The sequence below is a fragment of the Enterococcus sp. DIV0574 genome, from assembly GCF_051711125.1.
Classification (GTDB): Bacteria; Bacillota; Bacilli; order Lactobacillales; family Enterococcaceae; genus Enterococcus_D; species Enterococcus_D gallinarum.
Genome location: NZ_JBIOMA010000001.1, coordinates 3333405 through 3348358 on the forward strand (window position 1 = coordinate 3333405; position 14954 = coordinate 3348358).

Annotated in this window: 13 protein-coding genes and 1 tRNA gene; all 14 read right to left on the reverse strand. The window is 37.7% G+C overall.

Features of this window, described 5'->3' with window-relative positions:
- Positions 1 to 461: 461 nt before the first annotated feature.
- Positions 462 to 535 (reverse strand) — tRNA-Ile (locus IGJ45_RS15895).
- A gap of 53 nt (positions 536 to 588) precedes the next feature.
- Positions 589 to 882 (reverse strand): STAS-like domain-containing protein, encoded by a 294-nt coding sequence (locus IGJ45_RS15900; protein ID WP_123836317.1) that lies wholly within the window; start codon positions 880 to 882, stop codon positions 589 to 591.
- Positions 876 to 1781 carry an ATP-binding protein gene (locus tag IGJ45_RS15905; protein WP_123836316.1) on the reverse strand — a complete coding sequence of 302 codons (906 nt, stop codon included), beginning with the start codon at positions 1779 to 1781 and terminating at the stop codon, positions 876 to 878. The genes IGJ45_RS15900 and IGJ45_RS15905 overlap by 7 nt, the downstream gene beginning before the upstream one ends.
- Positions 1782 to 2007: 226 nt before the next feature.
- On the reverse strand, positions 2008 to 2718 hold the full coding sequence (locus IGJ45_RS15910; protein ID WP_221180309.1) for an NlpC/P60 family protein: 711 nt from the start codon (positions 2716 to 2718) through the stop codon (positions 2008 to 2010).
- The gene (locus IGJ45_RS15915; protein WP_123836380.1) at positions 2715 to 3038 is read right to left on the reverse strand and encodes a phage holin family protein; all 324 of its coding nucleotides are present in this window, start codon (positions 3036 to 3038) and stop codon (positions 2715 to 2717) included. The genes IGJ45_RS15910 and IGJ45_RS15915 overlap by 4 nt, the downstream gene beginning before the upstream one ends.
- Positions 3039 to 3040: 2 nt before the next feature.
- The gene (locus IGJ45_RS15920; RefSeq protein WP_123836381.1) at positions 3041 to 3334 is read right to left on the reverse strand and encodes a hypothetical protein; all 294 of its coding nucleotides are present in this window, start codon (positions 3332 to 3334) and stop codon (positions 3041 to 3043) included.
- A gap of 36 nt (positions 3335 to 3370) precedes the next feature.
- Positions 3371 to 3619: a hypothetical protein gene (locus IGJ45_RS15925; RefSeq protein WP_123836382.1), complete on the reverse strand. Its 249-nt coding sequence runs from the start codon at positions 3617 to 3619 to the stop codon at positions 3371 to 3373.
- Positions 3620 to 3647: 28 nt separating this feature from the next.
- Positions 3648 to 4058: a DUF1617 family protein gene (locus IGJ45_RS15930; RefSeq protein ID WP_129194897.1), complete on the reverse strand. Its 411-nt coding sequence runs from the start codon at positions 4056 to 4058 to the stop codon at positions 3648 to 3650.
- Between the two features lie 14 nt (positions 4059 to 4072).
- Positions 4073 to 7888 (reverse strand): phage tail spike protein, encoded by a 3816-nt coding sequence (locus tag IGJ45_RS15935; protein WP_438768727.1) that lies wholly within the window; start codon positions 7886 to 7888, stop codon positions 4073 to 4075.
- Positions 7885 to 8604: a hypothetical protein gene (locus IGJ45_RS15940; RefSeq protein WP_438768680.1), complete on the reverse strand. Its 720-nt coding sequence runs from the start codon at positions 8602 to 8604 to the stop codon at positions 7885 to 7887. The genes IGJ45_RS15935 and IGJ45_RS15940 overlap by 4 nt, the downstream gene beginning before the upstream one ends.
- The gene (locus tag IGJ45_RS15945; protein ID WP_438768770.1) at positions 8601 to 13271 is read right to left on the reverse strand and encodes a phage tail tape measure protein; all 4671 of its coding nucleotides are present in this window, start codon (positions 13269 to 13271) and stop codon (positions 8601 to 8603) included. The genes IGJ45_RS15940 and IGJ45_RS15945 overlap by 4 nt, the downstream gene beginning before the upstream one ends.
- A gap of 219 nt (positions 13272 to 13490) precedes the next feature.
- Positions 13491 to 13874, reverse strand: coding sequence for a phage tail assembly chaperone G (gene gpG / locus IGJ45_RS15950; protein ID WP_123836386.1), 384 nt, complete (start codon positions 13872 to 13874; stop codon positions 13491 to 13493).
- Between the two features lie 45 nt (positions 13875 to 13919).
- Complete coding sequence (locus tag IGJ45_RS15955) at positions 13920 to 14246, reverse strand: hypothetical protein (protein WP_252651062.1); 327 nt, start codon at positions 14244 to 14246, stop codon at positions 13920 to 13922.
- 78 nt (positions 14247 to 14324) lie between these two features.
- A complete protein-coding gene (locus tag IGJ45_RS15960; protein WP_311809960.1) occupies positions 14325 to 14927 on the reverse strand; it encodes a phage tail protein in 603 nt (200 codons plus the stop codon).
- Positions 14928 to 14954 lie beyond the last annotated feature (27 nt).

Sequence of the window (14954 nt, forward strand, 5' to 3'; positions counted from 1 at the left end):
TTTTTCTAGACTTCCTATAGCAGATATAATCTATTGAGGATTACATTAGAATTATACCAAACACACATTCTGTTTTCAATAGTAATTACAGATTGTATACAAGCTATCGAAGAGAGTATACTTGAAAAAAATAGTCCTAACTACGGCTAACTGCTTTATACAAGTTATGTAACTATTGACCAAACCCAACAAATTTATGACGGTTTTCTAATCCATAATATCTATTACATTGAAATAATGCTAAAATAAAAAAATCGAGGAGTACTAGGCACACTTCCCCAAGTATTACCGCCTAATACTCCTCGTAGAGTATTGCACGCACCTACTAATCTATAGTATAAACATAGTTACTACAAGTAAAGTAACTTTTGAATACAAACAAAAAAAGCTTCCCACTCATAATTGAGTAAGGAAACTTTTTTGTGTTCTCTTTCTGTTCGCATGGACTTGATAATATACTATGTACCCTGTAGGACTCGAACCTACGACCGGACGGTTATGAGCCGTCTGCTCTCACCAACTGAGCTAAAGGTACGAAACAACCCACTCCGAAGAGTGGGATAGAATGCTACATTCACTTCATTTTTTTTACACAGTACATTTAGATGTTTCAAACGCAAATCGGCTTAAAATCAATTTATTAATTTGCTTATTTGTAGATTCAAATCCTATATTTTGCTTAATAAAGTCAAAAGAATATAAGTCTAATAACTGAATAAACGCCGAATTAACAAAAGAAGAATTCAGTCCGTGTATTCCCTCGAACGATACTACTACCTTATTCCCATCATCCAAATTTTTCTTTAAAATCTCAAATAAAATATCGCCATCATCATTGGTTGAAAAAGACTTTAATTCTTTCATAATACTGATTTTTACCATTCAAATTCCTCCTCTTCCTCACCCTCATACAATTTTTCATTATCAATATTAATTGATACCTCGAAAAAAGTACCCGGATAGTAATTCTGATGTCTAAAAATTTTTGAGATTTCTCCATCTTTGATGACAACATTAGCATGATTTGACAGAATATGTACAGTGCCAACACTCGCATTAGTCAAACTTCTAATTACATTAGGTAACCCTGCACCTCTATTTCGTGGGATTGATTTTGTAGAAATACCTTCTTTCAAAGCCATAAGTAACAATTTTAAATCATCCTGATATCCAAATTTTTCTCTCATCACTGTTGGAATTCCTCTACCAAAATCTGAAATAGTTATACATATTTGATGGCTTGTTCTTTTCGGAAAAAATTGACCAAAAACACAACCAATATTTTGAGATGAATGGTCTTTAATATTATTGAAGATTTCTTCAATACCTACCTGAATGTTTGAAAACTCCGCATTTCTTTTTGTACAATATTGAAGCCAGACTTTAAGCGTAAATTGATTCCACTGGTAGCTATCTGATACTTTTAAAAGCTTAATTGGTAACGTAGTTGACCTCATTCTACCGACACCAAAAAAGTTTTCCCCATCAAAAAAATGAGAAAAAAAACCACAGTCTTCAAGATAACACATAGACAATTTATTTTCGGATGTTGGATTGATAGTGTTTATTTTAAAAATGGCTTCTACTGAAACAACTTCTTTTAACCACATACAAATATTGTATAAGCATGCCACACCACCTGTATCAATGAATTCTAGTTTAGTCAAATCTATAATAAATTGATTGTCCAGTGGTTCTAAATTTTCTGAAATAATATTCCCTAGAAAATTATTTAATTCATATTTTGTAAATTTATTAGGTAAAACAACTTGTGTAGTCAAAATATTCTCCTTAAATATTTTTCAACAAAATTATATATCAATTTTTAATGAAGAAAAATACATTTTGGAAAAATTTTTATTTTTTCAAGCAATTTTTTACCAAGGTATTTTACTATTGTTAAGCACTTGCTGTAATGCCTTAAACATATCAGATACAATCTAATTATCCACAGTAAAATATTTTTCTATGTACAAGCCCGCCGAAGCGGGCTATTTGTTTCTGTTCTTAATAAAATCTTCCCCAGTAGTCAATACGTCTTCCGTTTTTACTTCTACCAGTCGCCATATAGCCATAACCATTTCCACGTTTTTGACGAATCCACACGTAACCATTTGGATCGATTTTATACGCATCGTAAATGATCACAGAACCAGCGCATATTGTCGCAATTTCGCCATAGCTCGTTGATGGTCCCTTTCGAAGCTTGATCGCAGTATTCAGTTTAAAGTGTCCCTTTTCCGCAATCCAACCGTTTGAAGTCGGTTTGGTACTTGTTTGTGTGCCAACATACCGCAAATAACAATTCCACGGATAGTTGTAATAGGAGCGGACATTGGTTTCCCATCCTGTCTGATCTCCACCACGACCACCTGTGATTCGACCTCTCTCATCAATCGATGCTTGCGCCAATTTCCCACCGCCGATATACACAGCCACATGGTGCACATCATTTAACAAGATATCTCCTGCTTGAGGTCGACCATTGTTTGCTACAACTTTCCAGCCACGTTTTGTCAGATTAGAGCGCATATTGCCGGTATATGTAGCTGATCCTATATCAAAACCTGCTTCTTTCAATGCATGGATCACTAATGCCGAACAGTCCGTTTCTCCACCATCTCGGAAATCTTGCCGATTGCTTTGGTCATAGCCAAGGCTAACTGTTTGGCACCAATAATTCATGCGTTCGATAAATTTTCTGATACTTCCACTCACTTTTCATCTCTCCGTTCTGTAAACTCCTGTCCATCGCCATAATCGGGTTTCTGATCATCACTACTTAAATTTAAAAGTTGTACAAATAATTGGTGCATCCCTGTGGATGCAATCCCGCTCACCGCACCGTAAACAATGGCTTCAACTGTCAGCCCGTTAATGATTGCTCCTAGGATCGCTCCTAAGACGATAACAATCAATGGAATGTAGTTATTGGCCACTGCTGCAAATACCGGCGTTGATTTGATCAAATACCCCACTACCAAACACGCTACTACGATCACTGGTACTAAATACTCTTGCAAGAAATTCAAATCCATTTTTACTTCCTTCTTTCTTTCCATAAAGATTTTAATTGTTCGCCATGTTCAATTAGTCGTTCGTTGTGTCTGTCTAGTCGTTCATCATGCTTCTTTAATTCATCATGTATTGCTACTCGATCAGATTTACTTGACTCTAAATCTTTTGTTAGAAGATCAAGATTGTGCCCTAGTTTCGTTAGATTTTCCGTTATTTTTGTAAAGTTTGACATTATCGGTTTGATGACAAATGCAACTAATCCAATAATTGTCATAATCCAGCCAGCCCAAGTTGCTAACTCCCCTACGTTTAACATGTGCCACCTACTTTCATAAACTAAAAAGAGCAAGCTTTACGCCTGCTCCTCCACTTCATTTAATAATTCATCCTCAATTGCCCAAACTCTTTCTTGAAAATCATCCACGTCTTTGCGGCATTCCACACGATTCTGCCGATATAGATTTTGATCCGTAATCGATTGGTTAATATTTGTATTTCCAGCACTATCCGTTGTAACATCCGCATTCAAGTAAATAACTTGCTGCCCATTAATTTTCGATTCTCCTGTAATGCTGATTGATTTTTTAGTATTTAACGCCATAATAAACTCCTCCTTTTTTAATACTGATCTATTCAACAGCTTCCTTTTCAAACTCATCTAACAAACGATCGTAGATCTCGGCATCTTTTCCAGATATCATTCCGTCATACTCCTCTAAAATACGCGGTATTTCATCAAAATTTCGGGCATACATCCCTCCCTCAATCACAACTTCTTCATTAAGCAATATCGCTTGTTCCTTATTAAATATAGCTACATCTTTTGTGTCTTGTTCTTTGCTATCTTTGAGTTGACCGTTTTCATCAAGCAAATTGAATTTTTCCATCAAAGACTTCTCCTCGTCAGAAAATTCTATGAGCGCTTCTCGAATACGTTTTATCAACTTTGTTCGGTGTCGGCTATCTTTTGTAGATAATTCGATAGATTCCAAAAAGTTGATTGCTGGTACTAACTCATTATTCTTCAATGTAATTTTCATTCTCCTATCTCCTTTTATAATTTTACTGTTTTAAAAGACGCTACTGTTCCGCTACCTTGACCAGAAGTACGAATAGAAGTTGGCAGTTGTAATGTGCCTAATCCTTTTAATGCACGAACAATATTTCTTATATCTTCCACAGGTAATACAACATTATTATGCAGAAAATACAAATAACCGCTACCAAACATTACACCGCTTTTTCCACTATCGTTTAATAGAGCAGAATAAAAGGTATTATTATAATTCACTACACCAAATCGTAAAAACTCTCTTGCACTAGGAATTCCTGGCTTAACTTTGATCATATGAACATCTGCATCCATATGAATTCCTGCTTTTCCTGAAAATTTTCCACGAGGATCAAGCATGAATAAAGAAGAAAATGCACTATCGTTTTGAGCTTTTCGATAAGACCAGGAGATATAATCCCCCTCATGCTCTAAGTTCATTGCAATACCACGGATAGTTTCATTTCCTATTTTTGAATTTTCACCTATTCTTCCTATTTTTCTTGTTCCATGCCAAAATTCCATTCCTTCACTGGTTAACTTTCCACTTAATTGATTTTTATTGAAGAAACTTAAGGTGTAAGGGTCTATCTTTAAATTCTGGCTATAATTATTAAAACCAACTTGAATCGCATTGACTGCTAATTTATCTGCAGTAATTGATCGAGCTTGAATCCGTTGTGCAGAAAGATAGCCCGTTGTAATTTTTGCAGCATCGACAAACGCAATTTTTGCATCAGTAATTGCTGCGTTCGCAATTTTAGCTGTCGATACTGAAAGATCCGCAATTTGAGCGGTTTTGATCACTCCATTATCAATTGATGTCTGACCTGTAATGTGAATCTTATTACCAGCAATCAATATTGATTCATTAGATATATTGATTTGATTAACAACATCATTTTTAGAAACTTTTAAATTAATTGTATCTGATAGTTGGGTAATCTGTGATGAAGTAATATTAGTATTTGCCTCATAAATATATAACTGACGAATCTTAATCGTAGTTGCTGGTGGCAGCCAAAATGACAAGTCAGTCCATTTTGTCAATTTAATTGTTCCATATATCCATACAGGATTCGTATTAGGAAGAGAGAACGTAAAATTTTCTCCTTCACTTGTTCCTACCTCTATGGGTTTCCTCCCAGAGTTAACCCCCACATTTACATACATTTTAATATTGTATGTTTTCCCGATTTCTAAGGAAAGTGGTGGTGATCCCCAGTAAGCTCTGTTTCTTGTTGTTCCTCCGTTATTATTAATAGTCATTCCTTGACTATCATAAACTATGTGAATTCCTGTTCCTTCAACAGCTGGCTTTGGCTCTTGTTTTTTGAAGTTTGGATTAGGAAATTTGTTTGTGATATCCGTAATATTTCCTTGAATTTCTGTAACTGTCTGTCTAATAACATTAGCAGTAGTTTCAAGCTGCGTAGCTTTTGTCAGTGCTGAGTTTGCTGAAGTCTGAACACTTGAAATAGTTGTCTTTAAACCGTTCACTGTTATTTCAGTTTGAACAGCTTTTGAGAGAGCTGACTCTGCTGTTGTTTTTACAGAAGATACTGTCGTTTTGACACCGTCTACTGTTGTCTCAATCTCGTTAACTTTGGTTATTTGTGCCTTATCCTCAGGTGCTGGAGACCAGTCAGTCAACTGATTTCCTTCTTCAATCTGAGCACGCCATACGGTAAAATCTAGGCTGTCAGCATTCGTGGATCGATATAGTACAAATTGCATTGCTGCTGAATTCTCAAGGTGTTTAGCTACCATTGAAATACGTTTAGATTGACCTGGTTCAACATAATCAGTCTTACCTAAATTATTACTAAACCTAATACGTTTGTCTCCATTGTTCTTAACATATATAGAGTGAACATAGCTCGTATTGTTTTTAACATAAGTAATAATATTTCCGGGAAGAGTACCACAAATTGTACCAGTACCGCCCGTAACAACATGCCTAACTGCATTTTTTGCATTCCATTCAGGAACTTGAACTATTGAATGAGTAATTGAAGCACCTTGATATGGTCTAAATTTTGGAGATTCAGATTCACTAACCCAGTTTCTACCACCAACTTGAAAATTGTTTTGCCATTGTTCGACACTTGCCAAAGTCTGGGTTACACCATCAACTGTTGTTTGTAGAACGCTAGCTTTACTTAACGCACTATTAGCTGTCGTTTGCATAGTAGCAAGAGTCTGCTTTTGCCCATCTACTGTGATTTCTAACTCGTTGAGTTTCTTTGTTGTACTTGTTGATGTAGTCTCAACTGTCGTGATCCTTCCTTTTAAACCATCAACTGACTTTTCTATTGAAACAGTCTTGCCCTCTACGGATCGTACCTTACTATATGCTTCACTTGCTTTAAAACTGATTGTACTGATATCCCGATTCATCGCAGAAATATCAGAGACAAGATGGTTAACATTGATTTGAATATTATTTGCTTTCTCAACAGCTCGTTTTGTATCACTTTCTACCTCACTCACTTTATTAGCGATTTCATCAAACTTCGCTGTAGACATAATGAATGTCCAAACAGTTCCATCCCAAATATAAAATTCAATATCCTCACCACTTGGTTTGTACCACATATCCCCGACACGTGTTGCTGTTGGTTCTCCTTCACCATTTTTACCAAAGAGACCATGGAAAATCATGTTCTTTCCATTCGCAGCAGTAATTGCTGAATCCATTTGATTTCCTATTTCTTTGATCGATGTTTGAGTGTCATTTATGATCGATGATAAAGTAGTACGTTTTTCACCGATTTCTATTTCATCATAGGCATCACGCAACACATTCCACTTTGTTTTGATCACTTTAGCAGTCGTGTCTACACCTAACTTTTCATAATATACTCGAACATCATCGCATAGCTCGACAGTCTCCAATGTAGCAATATCAGCATAATCAGCGGTCTGTGCCAAATCCAAAAAAGACACCTTAATTGATGTCTTTGGAATACCAATATCATTATTTTTGATATAATCCTGAGCCAATTGTTTTAGTTTTACCTTGGTTGGAACTTCATCATGTTCAAATTTATTACTAAAATCAACTGGCAACACATTACGGTTTGGGTATTCATTAATATTCTCGCAATCAACTACATATCCATCAATAGTAACTATTTGTTCATTTTCATCGTCATCCGTATAAATAGCATACGGATAAATTGTTGTATAAGTCGTCATGATATTACGTTCCTGTTCAAAATCCGTAATATTACGACCGTATGCTAGAATAGTGTTGGCGGTAGTTCCACGCTTCTTTAACAAACTAATGTGATAGTTGTCAAAACGATATTCACCACCCCAAACATCTAAGATAGAACCTTCCACGCCGCCTAAGGCTTGTCGAGGATTTTCCACTTTGTCGATTCGCCAATTCGTTTTGTTGCTTGTATCAATATCCGAGTCCACAATAAATGGATTGTTGTCTAAAATTGCTAACTTCCAAGCATTTAAAGCTGCACTTGCGTTTCCACTGATAAATACTTCTGGCTTCATTGGTAATTCTTGACTCAAGTAGCTAACGTGTTCTGCGTAGATTTTAGCTTGTCCGTCATGATTTGGCACAATCCGTTTGATTCTGAACCGTTGATCAGTTAGTGTCGGACTTGCATCAGCTTTGATTATTCGGTTTTCTTGCAACAACGGATAGATTTCATCATCAACTAACACTTTAGCTTCAAGAATAAAGGTACCATTTCTTTCTTCTGTGACAAAAGCTTCTGTTGCTGTTTTGATTGGACCTAAACCCAAACTAAAAAAATCTATTTCGTTTGCCTCATACAAAATTGGATAGGTCACACAATCACCTCCCAGCGAGGAACAATTTTCATCTCAGTTACTGATCCAGTAGTCAGCACATTGTTAAGTCCAGGATTAATCCCAGGCAAAGGATAAGTAGTGATCTTATTCCACTGTGGGCGAGTACCATCAAGAGACTTCACTTGATCGTACAATACATCAATAATTACACCGCCATCTACACCTCTTAATTTGTATGTTGACGATCCTATTTGTAGTGTTATATTGCCTGTCCCTCTGATCGTGATTTTAGGTCTTGAAATTCGATTAGTAGGGTTGGTAATCGATGTTGATAGAACTTGTTCAACTAGGCCAGACTTTAAAAACTTGTATGGCTTAACGCTAAACGTTAGTATGGTTTTTCCATGTTCAACAATATTCGCTTCTACCTCATATTCGGCTGTATAAATTGCTTGATAAATATATTCCTTGTCTCCGCTAAAAAATAACTCTTTCCATCCCACATTGTTTTTAAGCCAGTTCGATATCTCTGTTGCTCGTTGCTGCTGAGATACTTCTGTAGGTATTAAGTATGCCGGAAAGCTCTTGTTTACATTCTTTAATTTGCCGTCTGTCAAAAACGGCTCACCATCTTGACCACTTACTTCAACAAATTCACCTTTAACCCCAGGAGAGGCAAAAGAGATCTCTGTATCGATATACAAATCAAAATCACTTGACTTTTGATTGTCAATTTCAAAATATCCATAGGTCATTCTAATGCTCCTCTCCCTTCGATTTGAGTTAATAAAGCCAATTCTTGCGCAGTTCGCCGAATATCATTTTTAGTATCCCAGTTTTGTGGATACACATTTATTTCTGGAGTTAATCTACTAATTGCATTTAGCATTTGACGCATCAATTGCACTAAATCGCTATTATCAACAGTAATTGTTTGTGTGCTTTCACTATTGCGAACAGACTGCAAATTGCGAATCAATGTAGCATCTCTAGGAACTCCAACACCATTTTTATACTGTGGAATCATTTGTTTTGTTTGTCTTGCGGTATATACTTTTGTTCCTCTTTTCGCATTAGGAATAATGACATTCCGACCTTCTGGAATATAGGCATTGCCGTCTGGTTCAACAATTAGTTCTTTGTAGAGCGGACCTTTTTGGTCATTGACCATCATGTGTCCGCCTTTGTGGAAATTTGTTCCTGTTGCGTGTCCGGAAATCTTTTCAGTGATCCATTGTGTCACATTTTTAACAATACTGGTTAATGTGACGGTATGGTCTCTTTGTTGTCTGAAGGCTTTTACACCTTCCGTTGCTTGGTATGCTGGGCCACTCGCATTATCCGTTGCCTTTAAATATTTCATGGCTGGATTATTACGATCGTAAATACTTAATGCACTACCGCCTGTTTTAGCAGCTTGTTGAGTAGATGACGAATCACCGTTTAGAATCTTCATCGCTGGGTTATTACTATCATAAGAATTCAAACTGCTTTCACCTTGTGATAGTTTTTGAATGATATCACTATTGTCCCCCAATAATTTTTTCAAGGCTGGAAGTACGTTCTGGTTATAATCTTCAACAGATATTGTTCCATCTCGAACTTTAGATAATATATCTTCATTATTTGCGAGCATATGTTTCACATTGTCCGGCAACGCTGACCACGCACTATAGGATTCTTGAGAAGAAAATACTTTTGTCATTAAGTCGGTATTATCCGCTAAAATTTTCTTTTCCGCTTCAGGTAGCGCCGTCCATTGGTTCCAACTTGATTCAGAGGTAAGTATCTTATTGAGAAAATCAGTATTATCAGCTAACAACTTTTTATCGCTGTTCGGTAGTTGATTCCATCGATTAAACGAATCTTCGGATTCATAAATCTTAGTCAAGAAATCGTAGTTATCAGCATATAGCTCTTTTGTTTCGTCTGGTAAGTCATTCCAATTTTTCAATTTATCTTCTGACTCGCTCAGAGTAGTAAGAAATTTATAGTTCTTAGCGTCTAAATCTTTTATCTCAGGTTGATAATCATCCCACAACCCTAAATTCAACATAGTTTCAGCCATTGTTTCTGGAGTATTTGAATATAACAACGCGGTTTTGGCATCAATGCTTAACTCATTCCATTTACCTGAATCATCCAATGCCTTATACATTGTTTGGCTAAATTCATCTTCCAAAATAGCTTGTTTATCTTCCCAAGCCATCCCATCCCAGTATCCATTGACAATCGCAGCTTCCCCAATTACTTTTTTAGCATTTGAATCCAAATCTGCATCGTGAACAACTAATTTTAAATCATTCCATGTTTTTGAATCCTTGGTTGCTTCAATGACTGTTTCACGAACATTGGATTTTAATTCACTTGTTTTTTCATCAAAGACTAAGTCATTCCATGTCTGTGCTGCTTTCTTGCCTGATGCACTTACTTCAGAAGCAGTCCAAGCCATCTTCTCAGCATTTGCCTCAGCATTCTTTGCCAATTCAGATGATAATGTTCTTGCGTTCTCAACAATACGTTTATTGCTTTCAATTAATGCTTGTGCCGCATTGTCTGTACCATTAATCAATTGCCCATTTGCAAGAGCTACTTCATTTTGTAATTCAGGATATTTCTCTAATATAGTTGCCATTTGCTGGTCAAAACCTTGTGTTGTAGTGGCGTTTATCTCATCCCAAGCTTTCAGGTACTTTTGAGCAAACTCTCCGTCAAGATTATAACCAAGCTCTTCTAAATACTTCTCTTTTTCTTCGCGACTAGCTTTTGCATTTTGTTGCGCGGCTTGTCTTTGCTTACCGAGTGACTGTAACCATAATTTCGCTTCTTCCTCAGTCGCATTTGCTACATCACCAGTCATGGCAGAAAGAATTTTTTGTTTTTCTTTCGCTGAAACATCAAGTGTTTCGACATAAGCTTGTGTCGTATTTTTTGCGAGATCACGAATGATTTTGGCTTCACTGGCACTTATTTCTCGATTATTTTTTGAAGCATTCTTCTTAATCTCGGTGATTCTTTCAGTATTCTCTTGAACCGTCTTAAGAGCGCCCTCAGCACTTTCTTTTTCATCTGTGACCATCTGCTTTAAAGAATCACTAACGCTTTCTGGCAACTCTTTTAAAAGACTGTCCAGCCCAGTTATTTTCTTAACCAAACTATCTTCAATCGTTTGACCAATCTTTTCAAAGTTTGAAACCATCGCTTCAGAATCTGTAGAAAACCCGTCAGCCATTAAACCAAATTGTCCGGATGCTTTTTGTGTGTTCGTTTGGATTTTTGTTAATGTTTCGTCTGTGGCTGAACCCACATCTGATCCCCAACGTTTCACACGTTGACTAGAATTCCAAGCCTCTTCCCCAAACAACTTCCATGCACCATAGCCTACAGCCAACGCTCCACCTACACCGACAATGCCAAGTATTGCTGGTCCCAAAGGTCCTAAAGCAGCTGTCATTGCACCTAAACCGCCTGTTCCACTAGCAGTTGCAGCAGCACCACCGAATAACTTGAACTTAGAAGCTCCTCCGCCTAACGCAACTGATAAAGTATCCACATCTACTGCGCCGTCAGCAAACTGTTTTGTAAATTCTGCAATGGCCTTTTTCTTAGCCATTTTTGCTGAAAGATCAACAAAAGAGCCACCGAGCTTGCCAATTCCAGATGTAACTTTACCTGTAATTGATAGCAACGGACCAGCGGCAGCTGTTAAGCCTATCCATTTGATAATCGTTCGCTGAGCTTTAGGATCCATATCGCTAAATTTCTTAGCCAAATCTCCTAGGCCTTTGATTAGCGGTTTAGATGATTCTAAACCGTCACGCAATGCGTCAACAAAAGGTCCACCTAAATCAATTGCAGCATTGGTTGCTTCATTTCTCAGCATTTTCAATTTAGATTCGGTTGTTTCATATCTTTTACCTGCTTCTTCAGCAAGAGCGTTATTTTTGCCAAACGCTTTGTTACCCATTTCGACTGCGCCAGAGAAAACATCAGAAGCATTCGCCGCACGTAATAGACTGTCACGAAGTCGCACTTCTTTAATATCCATGTCGTCTAAGACTTTGATAGCAGAAGTACCATTTTTTTCAGCCTTACCAAGTCCCTCAACAAATTTCATGATTGCCGTGCTGGGATCATCTTTGAACATCTTCGAAAACTGCTCACTTGTTAACCCAGCAACATCAGCAAATTGTTCCAATGAAGTTTTGGATTTATCAGCTTCTTTGTACATCTTCTTCAATTCAGACGATGTGAAGCCCATCTCTTTAGAAACACCAGTTAATTCTTTGCCACCATTACGAACAGCAGAAACTAGACGTTCCCATGAAACACCTTGGTCCTCAGCGTGACCTTTTAGCTCTTCAAAAGCTCCGGATCCTTTTTCTACAGCTAACTGCATTTGAACCATTACTTTAGAAAAAGCGGATCCACCTGCTTCTGCTTCAACACCAACGGAACTCAAGGCTGCCGCAAAGCCTAAGATGTCACCTTCGGACATCCCAATCTGTGTTCCAGCACCAGCTAAACGTAATGCCATTGCAGATATCTCTGATTCAGTTGTAGCAAAGTTATTACCCAAATCTACTAATGCAGATCCTAAATTAGAGAACTTGTCCTGTGACATTTGAGTAATATTTGCAAAACGAGCCAACTCAGTAGCAGCTGTTTCAGCACTCATGTTTGTTGACTCACCTAAATCGATCATTACTTTAGTAAATGCCGAAACATTTTCTGTTTGAATCCCCAATTGCCCTGCTGCTTCAGCAACATTTGCAATCTCAGTATGTGTTGCTGGTAATTCATTTGCCATACTGCGTAAACTAGATTCTAAATCGTCATAACTGTAAACAACCTTACCGTTAGAATCCACAACCTCATCGGTTGTTTTCTTTACACCAGCAAATGCGGATTCCCAATCAATAGCTGCTTTTGTTACCACCGTTGCCAATCCTGCAATCGGTACAGTCAATCCTTTAGTCATTGCTGATCCAACCGACTGCATACGATCACCATGCTTGACCATTTCAGCACTAACTTTGGCTATTTGACCAGTGACACCAGTAGTTCGCACTTGTAGTTCAGCCATCTGCCCGGCAGTATTAATCAATTGCTGTTTATAGTTAGCTAGTTTTCCATTTGCATCTTGCAATTGGGCTGCTAACCGCTTTGTGGAATCGGTGGCTTTCCCATCGACAAAAGACTCATCATAAGCTTTCTTGAGTGAGGCAACTTGTTTTTCTTGTGCGCCAATTATTTTCGTCAAACCATCGTAACGAGTCCCTAGTTTCCCTAGCTGATTTCCAGCCATATCAGCGATCTTCATGTTTGCTTGCATTTCTTTTGCAAGATAGGTGACTTGTTTCTTTGCATTCTGGACTCCACGTCCAAAGTCCGCATCGTCAAGTCCTAGCTTAATGACCATATTACCTAATGGTGTAGCAGCACCGCTCAAATTAGTTACCTCCTCTCATATTTTTGATCAATTCGCTCATCGGACGTATCTCTTTTCGTTTTTTCGTTTTTTTCTTTTTTGATTCTGAACTCAGCAGAATCTCGTCTACGTCCAAACACTCAGTGTCCATTAGATTTTTGATTGTCATGGACGGCATAGCGGAAATTACATCACGAATAAAGCTAATTTCTAAGTCGTAGAATTCTGACCAGCTGACATTTCCGCTGCCAGAGCTTTTTTTAACGCTTCGTCCTCTTCCTTTGAAAAACCAAGAACACGATAACGGACAATATCATAAATCACGTCAAGGTCTTGCGTATCCAATCCTTCCAGAATCGCTTTCTTATTGACTTTCTTATCGTTAAATAAGCTAGCGACAAACTCTGCTTGTAGTTCCATGTAGTCCGACTCTGTCGGCTTGATCAATTCTCCGCTTTCGTCTTTGCGGTTTTCCAATTCCTTTTCTAGTCGGATATAATCTAATCGTTTCGAAAAAGGTACGAAGTCTTGAAAAAATTCTTCAACGTCACCTTTAGCATTTCGTAAGCGTAATTTGATTGTTCTTTCAGTCATCAATAAATCCTCCTAAAATCAATATAAAAAGACTAGTCACATCGACTAGTCTTTCGGTACTAAAGCTAATAGATCTGCTTTAACGGTCTTTCCAGCATAATCAATGTGATGTGCTGTTAACCACGTTTTGATTTCTTCAACGGTGTTAGAGGATGTCGGTTTTACATCCACATCAGCACTAAACGTCTCTGCGGACTTAACAGTAAATGCTGGAATATCGACCTTTGCCGATTCTTTACCATTTTGTACCCTTGTTGCTTTATACTCCCCGGCTGCCACTTCTGTAGCTGGCTCTATACCTGTAATCGATAAAGGACTTGCTCCCTCAACAATTTTAGTATCACCTTTGTAAATTCGAAATGTATCTGCCATCTTCATTTGCTCCTTTCTATGATAATTCGACTGTGGCCCCATCATTGGTTGGTGTAATTGTTCCAACGACAGGGACCGTTACTCCCCCGGCGTTGTTTCTCCAAACAATAAGCTTTTAAGCTCTGTCATTTCGGCATCACCTTGTGCAAAGCCAACGATTTGTGGTTTGTCGATGCCATCTAATTTTTTAGCAACTGGCGTACAAACGTACTCGTCAGGTTCTGGCGTAAAATCCTCATCTGTAATTGTCGCAGCTTTATAAGCATCACGACCAAATGTTGCCGCAAATATCCCTGTACCCAAAACATCACCAGTTGAGGCATCTTCTGATTCCAATAGAATTGCATAGTACGGTGGCTCAGTGTCATTACCGACTAAAGGAATTCCTCCTTCTTCTTTAGACCTCTTGTGTCCTGCCATCTCATGGTCAAGCTCGTATGGTACATCTAACAAGCCTAAATTTGCTGCAACATCGCCATATCCTTTTCGTGCTAAGAAATAAGCGATATTCGATCCAAACACTTTAACTGGTGTTTTTGTTAAACCGGTAATTTCAAAACTGGCGGTCGCTCCTTCACGAGGAACGCCTTTAATTTCAACTTTTTCAGCACTCGTTGCTGGTTTCAAATCATCACCTAAACGTAAAATTGTTGCTTTTGAAAATCCGTATGGAACTGCCATAGTTAATTCCTCCTAATAAAATAGACA